Source organism: Labrenzia sp. THAF82 (assembly GCF_009363435.1).
In the GTDB taxonomy this organism is placed as follows: Bacteria; Pseudomonadota; Alphaproteobacteria; order Rhizobiales; family Stappiaceae; genus Roseibium; species Roseibium porphyridii.
The window spans coordinates 4,356,463-4,379,028 of the sequence record NZ_CP045354.1 but is presented as its reverse complement, the minus strand read 5'-3'; the positions used below and the strand labels follow the sequence as shown (position 1 = coordinate 4,379,028).

The following is a 22,566-nucleotide window of genomic DNA, read 5'->3' as shown; positions in this document are numbered from 1 at the left end:
GTTTGACAGAAATCCGGACTAGAGGGTCCGGCCAATCCGCTCCCAACGCACGCTCCAGGGCCAGGTCCAGATCTGCCAGGCAGGGGTTTTGTCTTTGATGGAAAAGAACAGGATTTCCGCACGGCCCATGAAGTTTTCGATCGGCACGTAACCGACCTTGCTAAGTACACGGCTGTCGACGGAATTGTCGCGGTTGTCGCCCATCATGAAGTAATGGCCTTCCGGGACCTTGTATTCGCGCGTGTTATCCAGCTGGCCGTTAGTGGTCAGGTCCAGAGTGTCGTAGGAAACGCCATTCGGCAACGTCTCTTTGAAACGCGGTACCCGGCGAACGGCACCCGACTCAGACTGCTCGATATAGTCGTCAATGCGCTCGCGTTTGACCGGTTCGCCGTTGATGTGAACAACACCTTCCAGCACCTGGATTGTATCGCCAGGCAAGCCGATAACCCGTTTGATGTAGTCGATGGATGTGTCGGTCGGTAGTTTGAAAACGGCCACATCGCCACGTTCGGGATCAGCCGACCAAACGCGGCCCGGGATTGGTACCAATCCCAGCGGGAACGAATATCGGGAATAGCCGTAGCTGTATTTGGACACAAACAGGTAGTCGCCAATCAGCAAAGTGTCCTTCATCGATCCGGATGGAATGTTGAACGGCTGAAACAAAAATGTGCGCACGACAAGGGCAAGCAGAAGCGCCTGGACGATCACCTTGATGGTTTCGCCAACGCCGCTTTCCTTCTCTTTTTTGTTTTCGGTCACGCTCATAATATCCCTTAAAATACTTTCCGTTGATCCGGAGGGCGACGCTGCAATGCTGCGCGACTTTTAGCTGTTCACGTCTGCGGAAGCAATGCAGGCGAGGGCGCTATGCCCAACGCCTTTCAGTTTGATCCTGGTTGGGGTGGTTCAGGCCAGTCCCGGGGCCATGCGGAAATGACGACGAAGGCCTGCGCCAACGGAAAATCATCCGTGATTGTGAGATCGATAGTCGTTTTGAAGCCTTCAGGTGTCATCGCGGCAAGCCGTTCGGCTGCCCCTCCCGCCAAGGCAATTGTCGGCTTTCCCGATGGCAGATTGACCACACCCATTTCCCGCCAGGCGACACCCATGCGGATGCCACTTCCCAACGCCTTGGAGCAAGCCTCCTTGGCAGCAAAACGCTTGGCGTAGGAAGCGGCTCTCTCTGCGCGCTTGTCAGATTTGGCTCGTTCAATATCGGTGAAGACCCGATTGGTGAAGCGTTCGCCAAAACGGTCCAGTGTTTTTTCGATCCGACGGATGTCGATCAGATCGCTACCAATGCCCAAGATCATGTTTCTTGATTTCCGTCCCTGAGGGGTATCGGCAAAAAGTGGTGCATGCGGGGCCTGGAATCAAGCGCCGCCATCTTCTTCCAGCGTGCGTCCGGGCGCCGGGAACAGCTGTTCGCCGCGCTCGGCGAGAATGCGTTTGCGCCGGCGCTGGTAGACCTCGACGCTCTTATAGACAATCACATAAGATACCGAACCGATGACCAATCCGAGCGGGACGCCACCAATGAACATCGGTTTGAGCATTGGCCAAAGAGAATCGAGCGATTTTTCAAAAAGCCCATGTTGAAACTGCTGATGGACATGCGCAGGATCTGCTTTGGGTGCGCGTCCGTGCAGGATCCATTGACCGATCTTGAATGTGAATGCCCAGATAAACGGGAAAGTAATCGGGTTGCCGATTGAGGTACCTAGAGCCGCTGCAATCAAATTGCCGCGAAGAACCCAGGCCAGGCCGAAAGCCGTGAGGAAGTGGAACCCAACCAAAGGCGTGCAAGAAGCAAAGGCACCTGCGGCGAACCCGATGGCAATTGCGTGTGGGGTCGCGGTCAGACGTAAAACCCGTTTGCCGAAATACTTGGTAGAACGTGACCAGCTGTTCCGTGGCCAGACGGCAACGCGCAATCGCTCTATGCGTGTTGGTATTTGTCTTCGGCGGAACAGCATTGTGTAGGCTTCGTCTCCGTTACTTTTTACTTCAGCTCAGTCCGCGACTGCCTGGTTTGACCGCGGGCAGGGCTGCCAGTTCCGGAGGCAGGTTATCCGGTTCGTAAACAGGCACCTTATATTCCGTTAGCGCAATTAGAGGCACGGATGTGTCCGCCTCGCCTGCAGAGCGGTCGATCAGGCAAGCCACTGCAACCACTTCAGCACCAAGAGCTTTCAGTGAGGTTACCGTCTCGCGCACTGAAAGGCCTGTTGTGACGATATCTTCGACAATAACCACTTTTGCACCCTTCGGAAGGTCAAAACGGCGTAAGCGAAATTCGCCATCTTCACGTTCCACCCACATTGCAGGGACGCCCAGGTGACGAGCTGTCTCATAACCGGGGATAAGGCCGCCAAGTGCAGGTGAAATAATGTAATCAACCTGTCCAAGCCCTGAGGACCTGATTTTGTCAGCCAGTGCCTTGCACAACGTCTCGGTCTTGTCCGGATACATGAATACCCGCGCCTTTTGCAGGTAGACCGGACTGCGAAGCCCGGACGTCAGAATGAAGTGCCCTTCCATGTAGGCACCTGCCTCGCGAAACAAGGACAAGACTTCGTCGCGTGTCATTAAGCTGATCCTCGGGTGTAGCGTGCTAGCCGTTTACGCGGTTGACGCTGGAAACATTCGGTTTGGAACGCAATTGGTTGATAATCCGGTTCAGGTGCTTCAGATCCCAGACCTCCAGGTCAATGAGCATCTGATGAAAGTCGCGCGCGCGCTGTACCATCTTGACATTGTCGATATTCCCGCTGTTCTCACCTATCACCTGGGCGATTGTCGCCAGAGACCCCGGTTCATTGGCAGCAGATATGTCCAAACGGGCCGGAAACCGCTCTGGATTGTTGAGGTCGATATCCCAACGCACATCTACCCAGCGTTCCGTCTGGTCATCAAATTCCTTCAATGCCGGCGACTGTATCGGATAAATGGTCAGTCCCTCCGACGGGGTCAAGATACCAACGATACGGTCCCCCGGAACAGCGCCGCCATCCGGTGCGAAAGTAACGGGAATGTCACCTGATAGGCCTCTTATCGGAAGGGCGGGACCTTCGCCGGGATCATCCGACTGTTCGGCGGTATTTTTGTCTGCTGCAAGGGCATCGGGGGGAATGCGGAACTTCAGGCCTTGACCCTGCTTGAGCCCGAACCAGCCTTCTTCAGTCAATGGCCCCGAAATGGCGACCCGTTCGTCCTGATAGTCCGGATGCGCCGACTTGAGCACCATTTGGGCGCTGAGGTCTCCTCGACCGACAGCAGCCAGCAGGTCGGCGACGCTGGACTGATGATGCTCCGCAAGGACAGCTTCCAGAAGATCCTCCGAATAGGCCTTGTCGGCGCGAGCAAAAGCCCGTTTCAAAATGTGCTCGCCCAGAGCGCCATATTGTTTGCGAACCGATTCCCGGGTTGCGCGCCGAATGGCCGCCCTTGCCTTGCCCGTGACGGCGATCGCCTCCCAGGCAGGCGGTGGTGTCTGAGCCGGTGAGCGGATGATCTCCACCTCGTCGCCGTTTCTAAGCTCGGTGACGAGCGGCATGATCTTGCCGTTCACCTTGCACCCGACGCAGGTGTTTCCGATCCCCGTGTGAACGGCGTAGGCAAAATCGATTGGGGTTGCACCTCTGGGCAGAGCGATCAGGCGGCCTTTCGGCGAAAAACAGAAGACCTGATCGTGGAACAGTTCGAGCTTTGTATTTTCCAGAAACTCTTCCGGCGTATCTCCCTGCGCAAGCAGTTCAGTCGTCCTGCGCAACCATTCGAATGCTCGGCAGTCTTCCGTATGGCGGGCAATGTTGCGGCCGCCGAACTCACCGTCCTTGTAAAGCGCATGTGCCGCAATGCCGTATTCGGCGACACGATCCATCGAAATCGTTCGGATCTGAAGTTCAACGCGCTGGCGGGACGGGCCGACAATGGTTGTGTGGATCGAACGGTAGTCGTTTTGCTTTGGTGTTGAGATGTAGTCCTTGAACCGCCCTGGCACGGTTGGCCAGGTGGTGTGGATCACGCCCAGTACGCGGTAGCAGGCTTCAACGGTTCCGACGGTGACCCGAAACCCGTGAATGTCGGAGAGCTGTTCAAAGCCAATCGCCTTGCGTTGCATCTTTCGGAAGATCGAATAAGGCCGCTTTTCCCTGCCGCGGACTTCCGCTGCCATGCCTCGTTCGCTCAGGCGTTCGGTCAGCGTGGTTTCAATGTCCTTGATCAGTTCGGCATTGCGGTCGCGCAGGTCGCTCAGCCGGCTGGTAATCGTCTCATAGGCTTCAGGGTTGAGCGTGTGGAAGGCAATGTCTTCCAGTTCCTCACGCATGTCATGCATCCCCATGCGACCGGCGAGCGGCGCATAGATTTCCATGGTTTCTTCGGCAATCCGGCCACGCTTGTGTTCCGGCATGTGCTGAAGCGTGCGCATGTTGTGCAAACGGTCTGCCAGTTTGACTAAGAGCACCCGTACGTCATCGGCAATGGCAAGCAACAGTTTGCGGAAGTTTTCCGCCTGTTTGGCCTTTTGTGAAACAAGATCGAGCCGCTTGATCTTGGTCAGGCCTTCAACAAGTTTGCCGATTTCCTCGCCAAAGAGAGAATCGATCTCGGATCGCGTCGCATCCGTGTCCTCGATCGTGTCATGCAACAAGGCGACAGCAATCGTTGCGTCGTCAAGGCGCAGATCGGTCAGAATGGCCGCGACTTCAAGAGGATGGGAAAAATAGGGGTCGCCCGATGCACGCATCTGGGAGCCATGTTTTTGCATGGCATAGACGTAAGCCTTGTTGAGCAAGGCTTCGTCAGCTTCCGGATTGTAACGCGTAACCCGTTCAACGAGTTCGTATTGACGCATCATGGCCGCAACCGACCCTGGAAACCGGCTGAGACTTCAGCAGGACAAAGAGAAATACGTGCAAAGCGCGGGCTGCAGCCAGCCGCGCTTCGAACGAGCTTGAGACGTGAAATCAGACGTCGTCGGTCCGCTCTGGCGGAACCAGGCCTTCCAGACCGCGCAGAAGATCTTCTTCTGACATGCGGTCGAATTCAACAGCACCGTCATCGACAGTGTTCACCTGAGTCACCTGCTGCTGTCCAGGCGCAGGCACCACCGGTACGGCTTCCGCTTCCGGCTCGTCCACTTCCACAAATTTCTGCAGAGAGTGGATCAGGTCTTCTTTCATATCTTCCGGGCTGACGGTCTGCTCGGCGATCTCGCGAAGCGCGACAACAGGGTTTTTGTCGTTGTCACGGTCGATGGTCAGCGGCGAACCGCTGGAGATCATGCGAGCCCGGTGCGCAGCCAGCAGCACCAGCTCAAACCGGTTTTCGACCTTGTCGATGCAGTCCTCGACGGTCACGCGCGCCATTCGACGTCTCCATAAGCTTTAGGAACTTGAAGAACCAGCGTATAGTAGTCGCGTTTAGAAAAAGCAACCCCTTGTCAATTCTTGGAAGCGGAAGCTTTTGTTGACGTTACGGATGGTCAATTTTGGCTGAGTTTTTGTCGATTTTTTGAGAGTGTCTCTCGCTTTTGCATTGCGGCACTCCAATATTATAGTGTAGGGCACTGGCAGGCCCTTAACTAAAGAATCAAAAGGCCGGTGGGAAAACAAAACAATAAGCTGTTTGACGTTGCCTTATACGTAGCATCTCCACAGCAAAATATGCGCTGATTGATGACGAAATCTGGCGGAAAGTGCCTGGCTGCGGGAAGCCCGGCAGATGACGACCTCTTACCTATCTGCGCATATGACTTGGAAAGGTTTCAAATAAAATGTTTGACGCTCGTGAAAAGGTTGCCTTGTTCATTGATGGGGCCAACCTCTATTCCACTGCCAAGGCTATCGGCTTCGACATTGACTACAAGCGGCTGCTGAAAGAATTCCAGGGGCAAGCCTATCTTCTGCGCGCATATTACTACACCGCGTTGATCGAGGATCAGGAGTATTCTTCGATCCGGCCTTTGATCGATTGGCTTGACTACAACGGATACAAGGTCATCACGAAGCCTGTGAAGGAATTCGTCGACAGTGCCGGCCGTCGCAAGGTCAAAGGCAACATGGATATCGAGCTCGCCGTCGATGCGATGGAACTCGTGGATTCCGTCGATCATGTTGTGCTGTTCTCTGGTGATGGCGATTTCCGTTCGCTCGTTGAGGCCCTGCAGCGCAAGGGCCGCAAGGTCAGCGTTGTCTCAACCCTGAAGACACAGCCGCCGATGATCGCCGACGATTTGCGCCGCCAGGCGGACCATTTCATTGATCTTGCCAATCTTGCCAACAAGATCGGCCGTGACCCGTCAGAACGTCCGGTACGCCCGCAAGCTCCGGCGCATCTGGATGACGAGGACGAAGAAGACGACTACTGAGGTCGGGTCTGCCTTGACGATGAATTTGCAGAACAAAACTCACGGGCCGGTCGATCCTCCTCTGGATTGTCCGGCTTGTCCGCGTCTGGTGGAACTTCGTGAGGAGCTAAAAGCCACGCACCCCGACTGGCACAACGCGCCTGTCATTTCGTTTACATCTGAAAAGCCCCGCCTGTTGGTCATCGGCCTTGCGCCCGGCATGAAAGGCGCCAACTGCACCGGACGGCCTTTCACGGGTGATTACGCCGGTGATCTTCTCTATAAGACCATGCTTGATTATGGCTTTGCCGAAGGCACCTATCTGGCGCGGCCTGATGATGGTCTGCAGCTGAGGGACGCCATGATCACCAATGCGGTGCGCTGCCTGCCGCCGCAGAACAAGCCGACAGGCGCGGAAATCAAAACGTGCCGTCCCTATCTGTTGTCGACATTGGCCGCCAATCCTTCCATTCGTGCTGTTCTTGCACTGGGCCGGATTGCCCATGAGACCTTTCTGACGGCGCTTGAGCTGAAACGGTCCGCCTTTCCCTTTGCGCACTGCGCGGAGCATAGCTTGCCAGACCATGGCATGACGCTCTTCGACAGCTATCATTGCTCGCGATACAACACGAATACAGGCCGGCTGACGGAAGAGATGTTCCGTTCTGTCTTTGACAAGATCCGAAATCAGATCCCCTGATCCAATTGAGCCTTTGTTCTCGAGTGAGCACAAAAGCTGCGAGACCAGGCAAGGTGCCAGGCGGTGTACCCCGGAACTCAGTTCAGACTGGCGCTAGCAGGCAAAGTCTTGACTGTGTCGCTCTCAAGGTGCGCCGCGATGGAAAAAGGGCAGAACCTCATTCGGCAGTGTGCGGGGCCTTTTTGTAGTCTTCTGCATCCGCAATCGCCCAGCCATTGGGTCCCAAATGCTCCTGAGGCTTGAAACGCGCCTTGTAGGCCATCTTTTCAGATCCTTCGACCCAGTATCCGAGGTAGACATAGGGAAGGTGCAGCTTTCGTGCGCGTTCAATATGGTCGAGGATCATGTAAGTTCCGAGCGCTGTGTCGGCGTGGTCGGGGTCATAGAACGAATAGACCATCGACAGGCCGTCGGAGAGCTGGTCGCTGAGAGCAACCCCCAGAAGCGGACCTTCACCAGTGCCTGTAATGAAAGAATTCGGTCCCCGCTTTCGATACTCGATCAGTAGCGTGTCGACATGGGTATCTTCCACCATCATTGCGTAGTCGAGAACGCTCATTTCGGTCATGCCGCCGTTCTCGTGGCGTTCTTCCAGGTAGTCGCGAAAAAGATCGTATTGCTCGGCAGACGGGCTGGGCGGCAGCCGCGCTCCGACCAGGTCTGAACCCGATTTCCAAACCCTTCGGAAAGAGCGGCTCCATTTGAAGTCGTCAACGCGGACGCGCACGGAGACACAGGCCTGACAGCGCTCACATGCAGGTCTGTAAGCAATATTCTGGCTGCGACGAAAACCGCCTTGAGTCAGGACTTCATTGAGAGCCGGTGCGCCATGGCCAACAAGGTGGGTGAAGACCTTGCGCTCTTGTTTTCCCTCAAGGTAGGGACAGGGCGCAGGTGCTGTAAGATAAAACTGCGGATGATCTGTTGGGTGCCGTGTCACCGTGTTGTCCCGCGATGCCTCAAAATATGTCCCTGATCTGTTGTCTTACAATCCATAATACCATGGAGCCACCAAAGAGAAGGTCAACCATAAAATAATAGCCAGTGGCGTACCAGCCCGCACAAAGTCAGCAAAACGATAATGACCGGGCCCCATGACGATCAGATTGGTCTGATAACCGACCGGTGTTGCAAACGAGGTGTTTGCCGCGATGATCAGACAAACAACAAAGGCTTCAGGTGGCTGGCCGATCTGCTCGGCAAGATTGATCGCAATGGGCGTAAAAAGGACAGCCGCAGCATTATTCGACAGAAAATTCGTCAGTATCATAACAATGAAAAACAGGGCCGACAGCACGACAGATGCCGACGCGCCCTCCAGAACCTGGACGAGACCGGACGCAATCGCGACCGCACCACCAGTGCCTTCCAGGGCAACGGCTCCTGCAAGAGAAGCTCCGACGAGCATGAAGATCCGGCTGTCGATGGCACGCATGGCCTGGCGAATGTTCAGGCAGCCTGAGGCGATCATGGCAAACGTGCCGGCGACTGCCGCGGTTACAATGGGAACGATGCCAGTAGCCGCTAGCGCGACGACGATTGCAAAAATTGCAAGAGCCCGAGGAGCATAGCGCCGCCTTGGCACCTCGGTGGTCGACCAGTCGAGCAGCAGCACATCCCTGTTGCCGCGCAGTCGCGCGATCTCGTCCTCGTTTCCAGCGACCAAAAGGACATCGCCGGCTTCCAGACGGATATCATTCATGGCCATACGGGGCATGCGGCTGCGCCGTTGAATGCCCATTACCAAGCAGCCGGTTTCCGAATAGAACCCGGACTGTGGCAAGGTTCTGCCCATCAGCCGCGATGCCGGAGCGACAACCACCTCCGACAAACTGATCGACCCGGGCTGAGCCGCCGAGATCTCGCGCTCGGCACTGCTCGGGGTTTCGCTGTCGGTCTCCAACAATGGCTGGCGGCGGGCAAGCGCATTTGCGAGCGCCGCACGCGTCGCTGCAACAATCACCGTGTCACCGGGGGTCAGCACGACATTTTCAAAGGGTGGCAGAATTGGTTTTTGACCACGTTGAACCAGTCGGACCGTCATGTCCTTGAGCTTGGGAAACATGCCGGACACGGATTCGACCCCAACCAGCGGATGGCCATGAGTGATCTCGATCTGAGCAATGAACTGCTTGCCCGACGTTGCCTGAAACTCCTCTGCCATTGTTTTGCGAGCGCGCATGAGATGCGGCATCACAAACAGCACATAGATGGCACCTGTCCCCGCGACGATCATTCCGATGGGCGTGAAGCTGAAGAAGGTCAGCTTCAGATCGGACGTTTGAGCCGCATAATTTGCCACCAGCAGGTTGGTCGAGGACCCGATCAGTGTCGTCATGCCACCAAGGATGGCAATGAAGGAAAGCGGCATCAGCACCCGGGCAGGGGACTGCCCGACGGTTGCAGCAACGGCCGTCAAAATGGGCAGGAACATCACCACGACCGGCGTGTTGTTCAAAAACGCACTCAGAACGGCAACAACGATCAGAATTGGAATGGCGGCGCGTGCCGAATGGCCCCGTGACATCTGGACGATAATTTTTGCAGGGCCTTCCAGCGCGTCGGTCTGAAACAGTCCCTGACCGATGATCAAAAGGCAGATAACGGTGATAAGTGCCGGATTGGCGAAACCGGCCAGAAAGTCCGCCGTTGTGATCGGATCGCCTTCCGGCGATGTGACCGGAATAATCGAAAATATAACGATAAACGCGGAAACGGATCCTAGCGCGATTGTTTCAATCGGATAACGTTCAAGGGCGTAAAGAAAGACGGTTGACGCGATCACCAGAAAGGTCAGCGCCATCGCAATATCAACTGAATGCATTCACTTGCCCAAAGCCATAGTGGCCAATCTATTTAGAGCGACAGTTTAAAACAGCCGGTCGGTCGATTGGAAGGGGACGCTGACCAGAATACGGTTAAAAGTTGCAGGTTCGGTGAGATCCCGCTCACTTAACATGAGGGAATGTCAAATTCTCGATATCAAAGGGAATAACCCCGGTCCTGTCCCGTTTCTCTCAATGACCGCGTCAGAGCGGTCTGACCAGAAGAGGAAACGGACATGGAAAATATCTCACCCGCCCGCATTATGGCAGCAAAGCCCTCATATGCCGTGCGCCGCGTCGACCTGCAAGACTGCGCAGCTGTATCTTCCGCTGACTATAAACCGCAAGCCGGCGACCTCGTTCTGGCTCGCGTCTCCGAAATCGGTTCCCACGGTCGCATCGAGTTGCCAAATGGCCGGAAAGCCAAGCTCAACATCGGCGACGAAATTATCCTGGCCTATGGCAATAGATATGCTCCCGACCAATACGAATCCTATGTTCCAGATAGTCTGGAGCCCTGCCATATGGTTGCGGCCGGTGGCATCGCATCAAAGGCTGTCTCCTGGCACAACAAACTTTCCGGCCCGACTGCAATCGAACCCGTCGGCGTACTTTGTCAGTCAAATGGCCGTCCAGTGAACTTGAACTCTTACGCGTTGCCCACATTGGCCGGGCCAATGCCTTCTGTCGTGCTCGGCGTCTTCGGAACATCGATGAATTCCGGCAAGACGGCAACTGCGGCGGCGCTCGTCAGGGGCTTTGCACTGAACGGCTATCGCGTCGGAGCTCTCAAGATCACAGGAACCGCCGCAGGCGGGGATCCCTGGCTGATGCGCGACTCTGGCGCAAGTGAGGTCCTTGATTTCACGGATGCCGGAATGGCGACCACATTCGGCGTTCCGCTAGATACCCTCGTTGCCTCAACCCGAAATCTTCTGAGAACCCTCAGCAGATCGGATTGTGATCTTGCGGTCGTTGAAATCGCGGATGGCCTGTTTCAGGACGAAACCAGACAGATTGCGGAAAGCAAACTGATCCAGTCCGTCTTCGATGGTGTTGTATTTGCCTCCGGCGACGCATTGGGCGCGGTTGCAGGTGCAAAACAGCTGACTGACCTTGGATACAACGTGCTCGCAATTTCCGGCGCCTTGTTGCGGTCTCCGCTTGCAGCACGGGAAGCTGCTGCAAATCTCGGTCTGCCGGCCTATGACCTGCCGGAATTTCACCAGGCTGAAAAAGTCTCTCAAATCATGGATACCGTGGTATCGCCGCGGTACGCGGCAACCGGATGAGCCAGTTTCAACCGAACACAGGCGAGGGCTTTCCACGATTGTGGAAGCCCCGCCGGACAGCAATGTGCGTGGCTCTTGTAACTGCCGGAATCGCACAGGCGGTTGGTGCAATCGTCCTTTCAGTCAGTGCGAGTTCATTGCTCAGGAAGGACGCTGAACTGTTCGGGCAACCCGTCCTGGCAGTCTTCACACTTGCTGCCTTTTCTGCTCTCGGGCTTTTCATTTTTCAAAACAGGCACGCTGAACGATTTGCGTTGTCTTACGTGCACGAAGTGCGACTGGCCTACGCGCGACACGCTCTTTTGTTGCCCTTTGACGGCAAGGCCCCTGGTGTTGGATTGTCTCTGACCAGGCTCGTCAACGACCTCGGGGCAATCAAATTGTGGCTTTCCAGAGGGCTTTTGGCACTGATCGCCCTTGTTCCAACGGTTGCGACACTGGGCACATGGATTTTTTTGGCAGAACCGACGCTTTTGGTACCGCTTTGTGCCGTCATCGGGATGTGGGGCCTTGCCCTTCTGGCGACATTGCCGCCGCTCAGGCACAGCATACGCCGGTCGAGGCAAAAGCGCGGTGGAATGGCTTTGCTTCTTGGCCGGGCGTTACCTGACCGCTTGCCGTTGCTGCTTCATGGCCGGCTTGAACCGCTTCTGCGACGACTTGCACGGCGTAGTGAGAAGGTTTGCAGTTATCTCATTCAACGCGCGACATGGTCTGGTGTCCTGAAAGCCTGCAGCCGTGCGACATTTCCTGTCGCGGTTGGTTTGTTTGTCGTTACGTCACTGGACAGTGCGGAAACGATTGTTTTGTTCCTGATGTTGTTTTCGTTCCTGGCAACGCAACTCGAGACGGGTGCGGCTGGCATTGAATATTATGAAGCCAACAAAGTTGCCCGTGAAAAGCTGGCACGGGTTTTCGCCCTTACTGCTTTGAAACCTCAATCGAAGGCACCCGGCAACAAGGCAGATTGGCATGCTCCGATCGTGATCTCAGACCTGAGGTTGCCATCAGGTGCTTCTGTCTCGGCGTGGATTGAGCCGACCACCTGCAACGACATTGTGCTGACTGCCCCGGAGGATCGGCATTTTCTTGCGCTTAGCCTGGCCGGTTTAACGGTGTCGTCAGAGCACGGCAGCATTCGCCTGGGTGAAATCGACTATGCGTCTCTGGGTGCCAAGGAGATCTGGAGGGCGGTTGCCTTGGTTTCCCAGGCAAATGGAATTCCGGAAGAAACTGGCGCTAAACAGGCCGCAATACTTGGCATGAAATCCGGTGTCTCTGATGAGGTGCCTGAAAGTCTGTTTGAGATATTTGAACTTCAGTCGGATTGGGACAGCAGGACTGCGGCTCGCCTGTCTGAGGCGGATCGTTTGAACATCAGGCTTGCGCGCGCACTCTTGCGTCAGCCGAAAGTCCTCATCATTCAGGACAGCGGAATTTGCCGGACTAATGCGACCGGCAAAAAGGTTCGCGAACTGGCAGAAGACGCCGGGATGACACTCTTGTTTCTTTCAGCACCAAAGACCGATTGAACAAAAAAACCCTAGCTTCCACAAAGAGCAGAGACCGAAAGCAGCCCCGCACCAAACACGGGGTCGGGGCCGGGTTCCCCCAGGTCTTCAGCGTTTGATTTGAGAAGCTCAAAAACATCATCGACTGAAAGTTCCGGATTGTTCTGACGCGCAACAGCCGCTGCAGCAGAAACAAACGGTACCGCAAATGATGTTCCGGTTTTCCACTTTGCTCCCTTTACCGAGGCGGCCGACCATACATTGACGCCGGGCGCTGCCAGATCGACATAATCGCCTCGGTTTGCCCGTCGATAGATGCGTTTGTTCTTGTCGACCGCTGTTACCGCCAACACTTCAGAGAAAGCTGCAGGGTAAGCGGGTTTGGCGCTTGGGCCATTGTTGCCAGCCGCCGAAATCAAAGCGATACCCCGGTTCTCCTTAATGTCATTGACGGCCAGCGCAAGGACGCTGTTCTCAGGTCCGCTCAGGCTGAGATTGATGACGGAAACCTGCTCTTCGGCGAGCCTGTAAAGAGCATCGACAAGTGTGAAGGCGTCGGCCCTTTCATCCCGTCCGCTTCGGTAGAATGCATCAACGGCGATCAATTCGCTATCCGGCAGCAGGCCGGGTGTGCGCGTCTCGGGTTGTCCGATCAAGATCGCAGCAACAGCGGTTCCGTGACTGGCCTTGGAGGCGGGCCGCTCCTGGTCGGCCAATCGGAATACCTTGATCTTGGCACCCTCGAATGTGGTGTGGTTTTCGTTTAGGCCAGTATCGACCATGCCAATACGGATCCCGGATTCACACTTGTTCGAGAGGTCGGCAACCTGATCTGGCCAGTCTATCAACGTAAAGGCAGCGCAATGCTGGCCGACGCATGTGTTTTCGCCGCGGTCCAGGCGGTAGAAGTGATTGAAATCAGCATTTCCACCTGAAGGTAGCGAGCGTACCGCGTCACGCGCGTCTTCCAGACTGGTGTTGGATGGAGGGCTGAGACGATGAGAGCGGACGGTGCCGCCCGGAACCGAGCGTTCTTCCAAGATACTGAAGCCGTCATCCAGGAGATTTTGCAAGTCCTGCGGCGAGATGTTGAAAACGATGATTTCCGAAGAGGCAAATTGAGGCAGAGGCGCAGCCGGAGCTACCCGTCTGGGTGAAGTCTGTTCCTGACGTTGCCTGTTCTGGCCGCCAAAAAGCCGACGCAATGGAGAGAGGCCTGACGCCGATCCGCTGTTTCGGCTCCCCTGACTGCTCTGACCGCTCCGTTGGTTCTGGCTGTCGTTACGGTCGTCATTGTCATCATCGTCGTCGTCATCGTCGCTATCATCGCTGTCGCTATCTCCCCCATCGCTATCGCTATCATCGTCGTCAGCGTAGGCTGAAGTTAAGAACAGATACGACGCGCTTTCCTGTCTGAAGGCGTCGGTAAGGGGGAGGAAAAATGGCATTGCGACGAACGCAAAAAACAGCTTCTTCATAACGTCACCTTTTCATGCATCGGTTGCGGAATAAACCGCCCGCTTGTTTCGTACTCATAGGAAGAACGTGAAAACGGCTCGAATATTCCGCTCCTCAGGCTTTTAAAATGGTACATGCATGACTGACCCGTTTTGTGGATTATTGATTGAGAAACTGCCGAATTTGAGACGGTATGCTCTGTCACTGTGTCGATCCGGAGACCAAGCTGACGATCTCGTTCAGTCAACTGTCGAACGTGCGTTGAAGGCGAGATCCAGTTTTGATCCCGCAAGCAAGATTGAAGCGTGGTTATTCCGTATTTTGCGAAACGCATGGATCGACATCCTTCGAAAAAACAAGGTTCGGGGCCACGAGCTGGAATATGACGATGCTCCCGAAATTGCAGACAACGTATGTCATCAGGGTGATGCACGCCTGATGGTTTCCAGCGTCATGGCAGCAGTCGAGCAACTTCCCGATGGTCAGCGGGAAGTTCTCCTGTTGGTGAGCGTCGAAGGGCTGAGCTATGCGGAAGTCGCAGAAATACTCGAAGTGCCTATGGGAACAATCATGAGCAGGCTTTGCCGTGCCCGCCGCGCACTCGCAAGCAAAATGGGACTGTCCTCGGAATAAATCGGGTTTCAAACCGTATTCCGAAAGAGTAGAGGCTAACTATGGACCAGAACGAGATGACAGATGAACTCATTATGGCCTATGCGGACGGCGAATTGACGGCAGACGAGGCCGCAAGGGTTGAAGAAGCCCTGAAAACAGACCAGTCCGCGCAGCGCAAGCTTGCCATGTTTCGAGAGACCGCTGACCTGTTGAAGGCCGCGCCAGCTCCGCCAGTACCTGATGATCTGGCCCACCGGATCGACGCGTTGATCGCGGACAAGGACGATGAGCCCGCACCAGCCGAGAAAGACAACGTGGTGCAATTCCGTCGCTTTGGACGCTCGGGATTTGTTCCGACCGCAATTGCGGCCTGCCTGGCGCTCGCAATCGGCCTTGGAACAGGTTATTCGCTCAACCAGCCTGAACCGGCAGGCAAGGGCTCACCCTTTGGCGTTGCTGCGCTTGCAGATCCTGGGATCAAAGGGGCGCTGGCGTCTACACCATCGGGCGAAAGCAGCGTTCTGGCGTCAGGAGCAACGCTCAACCTGATCGCATCCTTCATGGACGAAGCCGGAGTGCTTTGCCGAGAGTTCGATTATGAAGGGGTGAATGGACACTCTGTTGTGTCGGTCGCCTGTCGCGATGGAGGCCAATGGCAACCGAAAATCGCCATTGCTGCCACCGGAGATTCGGCGAACCACTACGCACCGGCGTCTTCGCTAGATGCCCTGGAAGCCTGGTTGAAATCGTCCGGTTTGGGAGATCCGCTCGGCGCCGAAGATGAACAGCAACTCTTGGCCGTGAGATAGATCTCCCGGGTTTCGAAAGCTTAGCCTTGCTGGTGATCACCGACATATTGTTGATGATAGGACGAGTTGATCACCACAACGCCCAGGATCAAGTCATGCAAAAGACGTTTGCGATCCGAAAAAAGCGAAACCAGCAGCACAAGAGGCGTGAGCAGCGATATGGAGAACCAAAAGAGCAATACATGAACGGCCGCCAGCAACGGATAGGGCTTTGCGCCGTACCACAGACGCATCTCGAGGCCCATGGCGCGCATCCCGAGCGTTGAAGCTTGCGGTCCGCCAAGTGTGAAGGCGACATAAAGCAAGGCGACTGCCGCTGGCAGGATCCCGTAGAGCAGGAAGCCGAGGCCAAGGGTGAAAACGCCGAGGAAGAAGACGAGGACGCCGGCACCGAAGGTCAAAAGCGCAATTACAATCACGTCTATACAAAACGCAAATATCCGACGGCTGCGAACACCGGCAAAGAGCTCCGGATTGACCATCGGATCAAAGACGTCCTGGCGTGTGTAATCGGCGGTGCTTGCAGCTGACATTTTCAGGCTCCCAAGAATGTGATGAACCTGATGTGGGGATTGAAGTGTGACTTCGCAAATCTGACAGCAGATTACTATGTGTCGGTCGACGTTCATGTTCAAAGGCAAACAACGCTTGGCTCTTTATCCCGATGTGCCGGGCGCACACAGTCATTTGTGCTTTTGAATCAATCCATTCTGTCGCCGATTTCAAGGTAGCGCACCACAAATCCGCGTTCACGCAAGGCCGCCACAATTCGCTCTCCATGGGGGCGATCGAAGGCCTCGAACGTGACATCGAGGGTTGCGCCTTTGGCCGGCACGTTCAGGAACAGCCTGTGATGTTCCACATCGACAACATTGCCCTGCATGTCTCCTATTACAGTGGCAATTTCACCGAGCGTGCCCGGACGGTCGGGTGTGTCGATACGGATAGACACAAGCCGGCCGTCGCGGGCGAGCTCGCGCACAACAATCTTGGAAAGAAGGCGAGGGTCGATGTTGCCACCGCAAAGGACAAGTCCGACCTTCTTTCCGGCAAATCGATCCGGGTCGCTCAAGAGGGCTGCAAGTCCGGCTGCCCCTGCACCTTCTGCAATTGTCCGCTGCAGAGTCAGATAGGCATTGATTGCCTGTTCAATGCTGCTTTCTGAAACCAGCAAGATGTCATCGACCCGATCCTTGATCACTTCTGTCGTCAGTTGACCAATGTCCCTCACGGCAATGCCCTCGGCAATGGTCGCCCCTTCGCATCGCACTTCCTTTCCGTAGAACGCTCCCCACATGCCAGGATAAAGCGTTGTTTCAACACCGGTTACTGTCACCGAGGGTTTTAACGCCTTAGCCGCTGTTGCGATGCCGGAGATCAGGCCGCCACCTCCAACCGGGATCACCAGAACCTCGAGATCGGGTTGCTGTGCCAGCATTTCCAGGGCAATGGTTCCCTGTCCGTGAATGACATGCGCATCATCATATGGATGAACCCAGACAAGGTCCTTCTCCAGCGCCAGCCGGTCGGCCTCTTCCTTGGCATCGGCAAGTGTGTTGCCGGCCAGAACCACTTCAGCGCCGTATCCACGCGTGGCTGCAATTTTCACAAAGGGTGTCAGGACGGGCATGACGATAGTCGCCGGAATGCCAAGTCGGCCAGCATGATAGGCAACGCCTTGCGCATGGTTACCGGCAGACACGGCAATCACGCCACGCGACTTCTCCTGATCGGTCAGACCGGAGAGTTTCACCAGCGCACCACGTTCCTTGAAAGCGCCGGTAACCTGCATGTTCTCGTATTTGACGAAAATATCTGCGCCGGTCAGTTGCGACAGGCGCGGTGCAGGCAGGCAGGGCGTTTCAAGAACCGCTCCTTTGATGATTTCCGCTGCTTGTTTGATCTTGTCGAAAGTTACTTGCTGCGGGTCGTTGAAGGCCAATGTCATGAACGCTCAGCCAGCATTCCTGCCACTTTCGGCGCGAAATAGGTTAAAATGCCGTCAGCTCCGGCGCGCTTGAATGCCAAAAGGCTTTCCAGCATAGCCTTGTCACCGTCAAGCCATCCGTTTGCAGCAGCTGCCTTGATCATCGCGTATTCGCCTGACACCTGGTAGGCATAGGTCGGGACCTGGAATTCGTCCTTCAACCTGCGCACGATATCGAGATAAGGCATGCCCGGCTTCACCATGATCATGTCCGCACCTTCAGTGATATCGAGTTCAGCTTCGCGCAGAGCCTCATCTGTGTTGGCCGGATCCATCTGATAAGTGCGCTTGTCGCCTTTCAAGGTGCCCGACGACCCAACGGCATCTCGGAATGGTCCATAAAACGCAGATGCATATTTGGCCGAATAGGCCATGATCTGTGTGCCGCGAAACCCTTGAACGTCAAGTGATTGGCGAATTGCGCCGATACGGCCGTCCATCATATCGGACGGGGCGATGACATCCGAACCTGCCTCGGCCTGAACGAGCGCCTGCCGGCAGAGCTGATCGACTGTCTCGTCATTCAGAATGGTTTCGCCGTCCATCAGGCCGTCGTGGCCGTGGCTGGTATAAGGGTCCAGCGCGACGTCCGTCATCAGGCCGATGTCAAATCCTTCAGTCTTGATGGCACGCAGCGCACGGCAGGTCAGATTGTTGGCGTTCAGCGCTTCTGAACCGGTGTCGTCTCTCAAAGAAGGATCCGTGTAAGGAAAAAGGGCAAGCGCTGGAATGCTCAGCTTTGCGGCGCGCTCTGCCTCGCGCACAGCCTCATCCACCGACAAGCGGACAACGTCGGGCATCGACGGAACCGGTTGTCGGATACCTTCACCGTCCACCAGAAAAATCGGCCAGATCAGATCATCGACGGTCAGCGCATTTTCACGCACGAGACGCCGGGACCAGTCGGTCTGGCGATTGCGGCGCATGCGGGTTCCCGCAAGCAGCGTATCCATATGGTCGGATGTGATCTTCGGGAGGGGCGTTTTGGACGGCATTTCAGCAGCCTGTATTTGAGGAAAGTTCGTTTTCGCATTCTGCCGGGAGTGAGCCGACAATCTACCACGCAGTTTGACGCAGTCCAACATTCTGTAAAATAACTGAAAATAAAAACAAAAAAGAGATTGTTTGACGTTTGCGTCAAATATGGTTTAGTGCTGCCGCAATTGGAAGCGGCGGGTGTTTCCGGGGAAAGGGCCTCTGTCTCCGCCTGCGATGGGAGGACAACAAAGTGGACTTTTCACCGAACGAAGATCAGCGTGCCTTTCAGGATATGGCAGCAAGCTTCTCAAGAGATGAGCTCGCACCCTTTGCCAAGGAATGGGACGAGGAAAGCCATTTTCCGATCCCGACATTGCGCAAGGCCGCTGAACTCGGATTCGGTGGGATCTATGTTCGGGAAGACGTTGGCGGATCTGCGCTCAGTCGGCTTGATGCGGCATTGATCTTTGAAGAGCTTTCCAAAGGGTGCACATCAACAGCTGCCTATCTTTCCATTCACAACATGGTGGCCTGGATCATCGACACATTCGCTTCAGAGGAGTTGCGCCAGAAATATTTGGCCAGGCTCTGCACGATGGAGTTGCTGACAAGCTACTGCTTGACGGAGCCGGGTTCCGGTTCCGATGCCGCGTCCTTGAGAACCAGCGCTAAGGACGATGGCGATCATTACGTTCTGAATGGCTCCAAGGCTTTCATATCTGGTGGTGGGGTCAGTGATCTTTATGCGGTCATGGTGCGCACCGGCGGCGAGGGGCCCTCTGGCGTTTCCTGTCTTCTGGTCGAAAAGGGCACACCAGGCCTTAGCTTCGGTGCCAATGAAGTCAAGCTCGGTTGGAAAAGCCAGCCGACAGCGCAAGTCAATTTCCAGGACTGCCGAGTTCCAAAGTCCAGTCTGATCGGTGAAGAGGGACAGGGTTTCAAGATCGCAATGTCCGCGCTTGATGGGGGGCGTCTCAACATTGGGGCTTGTTCTCTCGGTGGCGCGCAAGTCTGTCTGGACCTAGCAGTGAATTACGTGAAGGAGCGCAAGCAGTTCGGAAAACAGCTCGCCGATTTCCAGGCTCTGCAGTTCCGATTGGCCGACATGGTCACCGAACTCGAGGCCGCTCGACTTCTGTTGCATAAGGCCGCGACCGCGGTCGATGCCAAGTCGCCTGATGCCACGCAATTGGCCGCGATGGCGAAGCGGCTGGCAACCGACACAGGGTTTAAAGTCGTCAACGAAGCGCTCCAGCTTCACGGCGGGTACGGCTACTTGCGGGATTATCCGGTCGAACGTTTCTTGAGAGATGTCAGGGTGCATCAAATCCTGGAAGGTACGAATGAAATCATGCGCCTGATTATTGCCCGACAGCTCTTGAAAGACTGAGTGAATTTAATCTGCTTGGAAATTGAAAAGACTCTTCTTTCTATGTGAGGCGCAAAGTGAGCGACGAAATACTCTTTGAAAAACGCGGCAAGGCCGGCTTTGTCATTCTCAATCGACCCAAAGCACTGAACGCACTCAGCCACGCAATGGTTCGCTCGCTTGCAGGACAGCTCACGCGCTGGGCAGACGATCCGGAGATCGCGCAGGTGGTCATCACCGGCACCGGCGAAAAAGCTTTTTGCGCCGGTGGTGACATTCGCAGCATCTATGATGCCAGAATGGCCGGAAAGACAGATGGCTTGGGAGTGTTCTTCCGCGAAGAGTATCTGCTCAATGCGCAAATCAAGGCCTATCCAAAGCCCTATATCGCGTTGATCAACGGCATCGTCATGGGTGGGGGTGTTGGTGTTTCAGTTCATGGAAGCCACCGCATCGGTACGGAAAGAACGCTCTTTTCCATGCCGGAAACCGGTATTGGTTTTTTCCCGGATGTCGGTGGCACGTATTTTCTGCCGCGCATGCCGAAGCAGACTGGAATTTATTGCGCCCTGAGCGCCGGTCGCTTGAAGCAGGCAGACGCACTTTCGACGGGTGTCCTGACCCACGCTATAGAGGAAAGAAGTCTGGATGATGTTGCCGTGGCGCTTGAGACTGCTGAGGATATCAACACAGCTCTGGCACCGTTTCTGGTAACACCTGAAAAAGGGCCTGTAGCTGAACAGGCTGATCTGATCGAAAATCTCTTTTCAGGTTCCAGCGTGAGCGACATTCTTGAAGATCTCGACGGCTCCGGCGAAGAGTTTGCCCGGAAAACTGCGAGCGCAATTCGCGCAAAGTCGCCGACCAGCGTTCTTATTGCCTTTGAACAGATGAAGCGCGGAAAAGAATTGTCCTTTAATGAGTGCATGAAGCTGGAATATCGCATCGTGTCGCGGATTTTGCTGGAAAACGACTTTTATGAGGGTATCCGAGCAGCCATTGTCGACAAGGATCAGGACCCTGCCTGGAGCCCTACCCAGTTCGGGCAAGTAGACAGCGCGACGCTGGCGTCGTATTTCGAGGAACCGCCTGAGGGCGATTTGCCTCTTTGATACCGACCAATGGACACTCGCCGAATATGATCACCAGCTTTCAGGACCTGATCGACTCGCGCCCGCCCTGGAGCACTCTGCTGATCTTGTATCTGCGCGGTATCGCGATCATTTTGATCGGAGGTGGTGTTATTTACTGGGCGCGGATCATAGGCATTGTCGAGTGGCGGGGACTTTGGTTCTGGGAAATGCCGATTGCACTTCAGGGAGCAATCGTGTTTTTCGCCGTTCTGGATCTTGTGGCTGCAACAGGGCTCTGGCTGACGGTCTCCTGGGGAACGGTGATGTGGCTGTTTCGCTGTTTCTGCCAGATCGTAATGCATACCGCCTTTTCCGACCTGTATGGTCGCCGGCCATATGAGATCGCATTTTATCTGCTGACGATCGCGGTCTATGTGGCGCTTCACTATCTGACCATCAAGGAAAACCGGGAGGCTGCGGGTCGACCTGCAGAGACCGGAACTTGAATCAGTTTTTGAACCGCCTTTGACAGCGGTTCAAGACGAGCGGTCAACCGATTCAAAAACAACGCAAAATCACTTTGGGAGGAAACCATGCCAAGCACTATCGGATTCATTGGTCTGGGCAACATGGGCGGACCGATGGCGATCAATCTTGTCAAGGCCGGGCACAAGGTCCTTGGATTTGATCTTTCCGAAGCGGCCCTGGCGCTCCTGACCGATGCGGGTGGAGAAAAGGCCGGCAGTGTTGCAGACCTTGCTGCACAGGCGGACGTGGTCATCACCATGCTGCCTGCAGGAAAACATGTACGGCAGATCTATCAGGGTGAGGGCGGCATCCTGGACAATGCCAGATCCGGCACCTTGCTGATCGATTCCTCTACGATTGATGTCGACAGTGCTCGCGCAGTCAGTAGCGCCGCGGAGGAAAAAGGCATGCCGATGGTCGATGCACCGGTGTCCGGTGGTGTTGCCGGTGCGGCCGCCGGTACGCTCACTTTCATGGTGGGCGGGGCGGACAAGGCTTTTCAAGAAGCCCAACCCTTCCTCGACATCATGGGTAAGACAATCGTTCACGCAGGCGGTGCAGGAAACGGTCAAGCCGCAAAGATTTGCAACAACATGATCCTCGGAATTTCGATGATTGCGGTCTCCGAGGCTTTTGTTCTCGCCGAGAAGCTCGGTCTGGACGCGCAAAAGTTGTACGATGTTTCTTCGACTGCATCGGGTCAGTGTTGGTCGCTGACCTCCTACTGTCCGGTTCCAGGGCCATTGCCGACGTCGCCGGCAAACCGCGATTATCAGCCGGGCTTCGCCGCAGCAATGATGCTGAAGGATTTAAAACTCGCGCAAGAAGCAGCAAATTCTGCAGGCGCTGCGACACCGCTCGGCGCTGAAGCCTCGTCTTTGTATGCATTGTACTGCAACTCTGGCGGTAACGAGACGGATTTCTCCGGGATTGTGAACTTCCTGAGAGGGGTAGGGTAAACAAGACATTAATCGGACCCCTAAATGACCCTTCAAAAGTTAACTTATGATTCAGTGTGTCTCTTAAGCGGATTTTAGAATCGCTCGGTTAGATTGCAGGTCAA

22 protein-coding genes are annotated in these 22,566 nt (G+C 55.4%); 10 read left to right on the top strand and 12 right to left on the bottom strand.

The features are described 5' to 3' along the window. Nucleotides 1-18 precede the first annotated feature (18 nt). The 6 genes from lepB to rpoZ all read right to left on the bottom strand — a co-directional run bounded on the left by lepB (nt 19) and on the right by rpoZ (nt 5,378). Nucleotides 19-771 carry a signal peptidase I gene (gene lepB / locus FIV00_RS20145; protein WP_152502432.1) on the bottom strand — a complete coding sequence of 251 codons (753 nt, stop codon included), beginning with the start codon at nt 769-771 and terminating at the stop codon, nt 19-21. A gap of 116 nt (nt 772-887) precedes the next feature. Continuing rightward, on the bottom strand, nt 888-1,319 hold the full coding sequence (gene acpS / locus FIV00_RS20140; RefSeq protein WP_152502431.1) for a holo-ACP synthase: 432 nt from the start codon (nt 1,317-1,319) through the stop codon (nt 888-890). Nucleotides 1,320-1,379: 60 nt separating this feature from the next. Continuing rightward, nucleotides 1,380-1,982: a DUF2062 domain-containing protein gene (locus tag FIV00_RS20135; protein WP_152502430.1), complete on the bottom strand. Its 603-nt coding sequence runs from the start codon at nt 1,980-1,982 to the stop codon at nt 1,380-1,382. A 31-nt stretch (nt 1,983-2,013) separates the two neighbouring features. Next, complete coding sequence (gene pyrE, locus FIV00_RS20130; protein WP_152502429.1) at nt 2,014-2,595, bottom strand: orotate phosphoribosyltransferase; 582 nt, start codon at nt 2,593-2,595, stop codon at nt 2,014-2,016. Nucleotides 2,596-2,620: 25 nt separating this feature from the next. After that, nucleotides 2,621-4,867, bottom strand: a complete 2,247-nt coding sequence (locus FIV00_RS20125) for a bifunctional (p)ppGpp synthetase/guanosine-3',5'-bis(diphosphate) 3'-pyrophosphohydrolase (protein ID WP_152502428.1) — start codon at nt 4,865-4,867, stop codon at nt 2,621-2,623. Nucleotides 4,868-4,976: 109 nt separating this feature from the next. After that, nucleotides 4,977-5,378: a DNA-directed RNA polymerase subunit omega gene (rpoZ, locus tag FIV00_RS20120; RefSeq protein WP_152502427.1), complete on the bottom strand. Its 402-nt coding sequence runs from the start codon at nt 5,376-5,378 to the stop codon at nt 4,977-4,979. Nucleotides 5,379-5,785: 407 nt separating this feature from the next. Between rpoZ and FIV00_RS20115 the strand changes: the two genes are divergently transcribed. Together FIV00_RS20115 and FIV00_RS20110 are read left to right on the top strand one after the other, a co-directional pair. Then, nucleotides 5,786-6,379, top strand: a complete 594-nt coding sequence (locus FIV00_RS20115) for an NYN domain-containing protein (RefSeq protein WP_152502426.1) — start codon at nt 5,786-5,788, stop codon at nt 6,377-6,379. A 19-nt stretch (nt 6,380-6,398) separates the two neighbouring features. Next, nucleotides 6,399-7,058, top strand: a complete 660-nt coding sequence (locus FIV00_RS20110) for a uracil-DNA glycosylase (RefSeq protein WP_152504350.1) — start codon at nt 6,399-6,401, stop codon at nt 7,056-7,058. 157 nt (nt 7,059-7,215) lie between these two features. On the opposite strand, the gene FIV00_RS20105 is transcribed toward FIV00_RS20110, so the two are convergent. Then, nucleotides 7,216-7,998: an arginyltransferase gene (locus FIV00_RS20105; protein WP_152502425.1), complete on the bottom strand. Its 783-nt coding sequence runs from the start codon at nt 7,996-7,998 to the stop codon at nt 7,216-7,218. A 45-nt stretch (nt 7,999-8,043) separates the two neighbouring features. Continuing rightward, a complete protein-coding gene (locus FIV00_RS20100; protein WP_152502424.1) occupies nt 8,044-9,882 on the bottom strand; it encodes an SLC13 family permease in 1,839 nt (612 codons plus the stop codon). Nucleotides 9,883-10,119: 237 nt separating this feature from the next. Between FIV00_RS20100 and FIV00_RS20095 the strand changes: the two genes are divergently transcribed. Further along, the gene (locus FIV00_RS20095; RefSeq protein WP_152502423.1) at nt 10,120-11,175 is read left to right on the top strand and encodes a molybdopterin-guanine dinucleotide biosynthesis protein B; all 1,056 of its coding nucleotides are present in this window, start codon (nt 10,120-10,122) and stop codon (nt 11,173-11,175) included. A 68-nt stretch (nt 11,176-11,243) separates the two neighbouring features. Further along, entirely contained in the window at nt 11,244-12,707 is a 1,464-nt protein-coding gene (locus FIV00_RS20090; RefSeq protein ID WP_152502422.1) for an ABC transporter ATP-binding protein/permease, read from the top strand. 11 nt (nt 12,708-12,718) lie between these two features. On the opposite strand, the gene FIV00_RS20085 is transcribed toward FIV00_RS20090, so the two are convergent. Continuing rightward, on the bottom strand, nt 12,719-14,164 hold the full coding sequence (locus tag FIV00_RS20085; RefSeq protein WP_152502421.1) for a S8 family serine peptidase: 1,446 nt from the start codon (nt 14,162-14,164) through the stop codon (nt 12,719-12,721). Between the two features lie 118 nt (nt 14,165-14,282). Between FIV00_RS20085 and FIV00_RS20080 the strand changes: the two genes are divergently transcribed. Together FIV00_RS20080 and FIV00_RS20075 are read left to right on the top strand one after the other, a co-directional pair. Next, on the top strand, nt 14,283-14,777 hold the full coding sequence (locus FIV00_RS20080; RefSeq protein WP_152502420.1) for an RNA polymerase sigma factor: 495 nt from the start codon (nt 14,283-14,285) through the stop codon (nt 14,775-14,777). A gap of 41 nt (nt 14,778-14,818) precedes the next feature. Continuing rightward, nucleotides 14,819-15,568: an anti-sigma factor gene (locus tag FIV00_RS20075; RefSeq protein WP_152502419.1), complete on the top strand. Its 750-nt coding sequence runs from the start codon at nt 14,819-14,821 to the stop codon at nt 15,566-15,568. A gap of 20 nt (nt 15,569-15,588) precedes the next feature. Here FIV00_RS20075 and FIV00_RS20070 read toward each other — a convergent pair whose 3' ends face one another. The 3 genes from FIV00_RS20070 to hemB all read right to left on the bottom strand — a co-directional run bounded on the left by FIV00_RS20070 (nt 15,589) and on the right by hemB (nt 18,508). Beyond that, a complete protein-coding gene (locus FIV00_RS20070) occupies nt 15,589-16,101 on the bottom strand; it encodes an RDD family protein (RefSeq protein ID WP_152502418.1) in 513 nt (170 codons plus the stop codon). A 167-nt stretch (nt 16,102-16,268) separates the two neighbouring features. Continuing rightward, nucleotides 16,269-17,516, bottom strand: a complete 1,248-nt coding sequence (locus tag FIV00_RS20065) for a threonine ammonia-lyase (protein ID WP_152502417.1) — start codon at nt 17,514-17,516, stop codon at nt 16,269-16,271. Continuing rightward, nucleotides 17,513-18,508: a porphobilinogen synthase gene (gene hemB, locus FIV00_RS20060; RefSeq protein WP_247649430.1), complete on the bottom strand. Its 996-nt coding sequence runs from the start codon at nt 18,506-18,508 to the stop codon at nt 17,513-17,515. The genes FIV00_RS20065 and hemB overlap by 4 nt, the downstream gene beginning before the upstream one ends. 275 nt (nt 18,509-18,783) lie before the next feature. Between hemB and FIV00_RS20055 the strand changes: the two genes are divergently transcribed. The 4 genes from FIV00_RS20055 (at nt 18,784) to mmsB (ending at nt 22,462) form a co-directional block, all read left to right on the top strand. Further along, the gene (locus FIV00_RS20055; protein ID WP_152502415.1) at nt 18,784-19,923 is read left to right on the top strand and encodes an isobutyryl-CoA dehydrogenase; all 1,140 of its coding nucleotides are present in this window, start codon (nt 18,784-18,786) and stop codon (nt 19,921-19,923) included. A 56-nt stretch (nt 19,924-19,979) separates the two neighbouring features. Continuing rightward, on the top strand, nt 19,980-21,014 hold the full coding sequence (locus FIV00_RS20050) for an enoyl-CoA hydratase/isomerase family protein (RefSeq protein ID WP_152502414.1): 1,035 nt from the start codon (nt 19,980-19,982) through the stop codon (nt 21,012-21,014). A gap of 26 nt (nt 21,015-21,040) precedes the next feature. After that, nucleotides 21,041-21,481 carry a DUF6163 family protein gene (locus tag FIV00_RS20045; protein WP_152502413.1) on the top strand — a complete coding sequence of 147 codons (441 nt, stop codon included), beginning with the start codon at nt 21,041-21,043 and terminating at the stop codon, nt 21,479-21,481. Nucleotides 21,482-21,568: 87 nt separating this feature from the next. Next, nucleotides 21,569-22,462 carry a 3-hydroxyisobutyrate dehydrogenase gene (gene mmsB, locus FIV00_RS20040; RefSeq protein ID WP_152502412.1) on the top strand — a complete coding sequence of 298 codons (894 nt, stop codon included), beginning with the start codon at nt 21,569-21,571 and terminating at the stop codon, nt 22,460-22,462. Nucleotides 22,463-22,566 lie beyond the last annotated feature (104 nt).